Here is a 2,266-nt window from a genome sequence, read left to right on the forward strand (position 1 = left end):
ATTCAATGATCAACATTGAATTTCATGTCATATTGGAAGTAGAAGAGATCAGTAAGAGTTAATTTATATTATGTAAGCTGTTGGGTAATTAGTACTGCTCGGCTGAATATATTTCTATACATACACCTGCAGCCTATCAACGTCGTAGTCTACAACGACCCTTGTGTGGAAGATTCATCTTCGGGCTAGTTTCGCACTTAGATGCTTTCAGCGCTTATCTATTCCCCACATAGCTACTCGGCCATGCCACTGGCGTGACAACCGATTCACCAGCGGTGGGTCCACCCCGGTCCTCTCGTACTAAGGGCAGCCCCCGTCAATCTTCCTACGCCCACCACAGATAGGGACCGAACTGTCTCACGACGTTCTGAACCCAGCTCGCGTGCCACTTTAATCGGCGAACAGCCGAACCCTTGGGACCTTCTCCAGCCCCAGGATGTGACGAGCCGACATCGAGGTGCCAAACCTCCCCGTCGATGTGAGCTCTTGGGGGAGATCAGCCTGTTATCCCCGGCGTACCTTTTATCCTTTGAGCGATGGCCCTTCCATACAGAACCACCGGATCACTATACCCTGGTTTCCCACCTGCTCGACCCGTCGGTCTCACAGTCAAGCCTGCTTGTACTATTGCACTCCACACACGGTTACCAAGCGTGTTGAGCAGACCTTTGGAAGCCTCCGTTACACTTTTGGAGGCGACCACCCCAGTCAAACTACCCACCATGCACGGTCCTGCTCTTTGAGCAGTTAGATCCCAGGCCAGCGAAGGGTGGTATTTCAACGTTGGCTCCATCATGCCTGGCGACACAACTTCAAAGCCTCCCACCTATCCTACACATCCCTGACCCGAAAACAATGCAAAGCTATAGTAAAGGTGCACGGGGTCTTTCCGTCCCGTGGCGGGTAAGCGGCATCTTCACCGCTACTACAATTTCACCGAGCTCACGGCCGAGACAGTGCCCAGATCGTTACACCATTCGTGCAGGTCGGAACTTACCCGACAAGGAATTTCGCTACCTTAGGACCGTTATAGTTACGGCCGCCGTTTACTGGGGCTTCGATTCAATGCTTCTCTTGCGATGACATCCCCTCTTAACCTTCCAGCACCGGGCAGGTGTCAGGCCCTATACGTCAACTTTCGTTTTGGCAGAGCCCTGTGTTTTTGCTAAACAGTCGCCTGGGCCATTTCTCTGCGGCCTCTCTTGCGAGGAGGCTCCCCTTCTCCCGAAGTTACAGGGTTAATTTGCCGAGTTCCTTAGCCGTGATTCACTCGAGCACCTTAGAATATTCTTCTCGACTACCTGTGTCGGTTTACGGTACGAGTTGCAGTCAGCTGATGTTTCAGAAACTTTTCTTGGAAGCATTTTCGCTTATTCGCTTCGCCCGTAGGCTCCGCTCAACGCACTATTCCGTCAGTACGTACAAACCACAGCGCTCCGTCATTTCTTCACACTAACCGCAAGGGCAGGAATATTAACCTGCTGTCCATCGATAATCGCCTGTCGGCTATACCTTAGGCCCCGCCTAACCCTCCGTTGATTAGCATAGCGGAGGAATCCTTAGTCTTTCGGTGTGCGGATTTCTCATCCGCATTATCGTTACTTATGCCTACATTTGCTTTTCTCACCAGTCCAGCCCAGCTTACGCCAAACCTTCACCCCTGTGAGAATGCTCCCCTACCGATCGTAATAAATTACTATCGCATAGCTTCGGTAATATGCTTGATGCCCGTTTATTATCGATGCCCGCCCCGCTCGACCAGTGAGCTGTTACGCACTCTTTAAATGTATAGCTGCTTCCAAGCTAACATCCTGGCTGTCTCTGCAGTCGGACCCCCTTAGTTCAACTTAGCATATATTTTGGGACCTTAGCTGATGCTCTGGGTTGTTCCCCTCTCGGACCGGGACCTTAGCACCCCGGCCCTCACTGCCGTGTATATCATAGCCCATTCGGAGTTTGTCAGAGTTTGGTAGGATTTGACTCCCCCTAGCCCTATCAGTAGCTCTACCTGACCATGACTCAACCACGACGCTGTTCCTAAAAACATTTCGGGGAGTACGAGCTATTTCTCAGTTTGATTGGCCTTTCACCCCTACCCTCAGTTCATCCGAAAACTTTTCAACGTTTACCGGTTCGGTCCTCCACGATGTGTTACCAGCGCTTCAACCTGACCAAGGGTAGATCACCAAGTTTCGCGTCTACAGCCACTGACTAATCGCCCATTTCAGACTCGCTTTCGCTTCGGCTCCTGTTCTTCAAACATTAA

At 51.1% G+C, this 2,266-nt stretch carries 1 rRNA gene; it reads right to left on the reverse strand.

Annotation, left to right across the window (positions count from 1 at the left end):
- Positions 1 to 67: 67 nt before the first annotated feature.
- A 23S ribosomal RNA gene (locus LZG71_RS30300) occupies positions 68 to 2,266 on the reverse strand; the annotation flags it as partial.

Source organism: Dyadobacter sp. CY312 (genome assembly GCF_021390535.1).
Lineage (GTDB): Bacteria > Bacteroidota > Bacteroidia > Cytophagales > Spirosomataceae > Dyadobacter.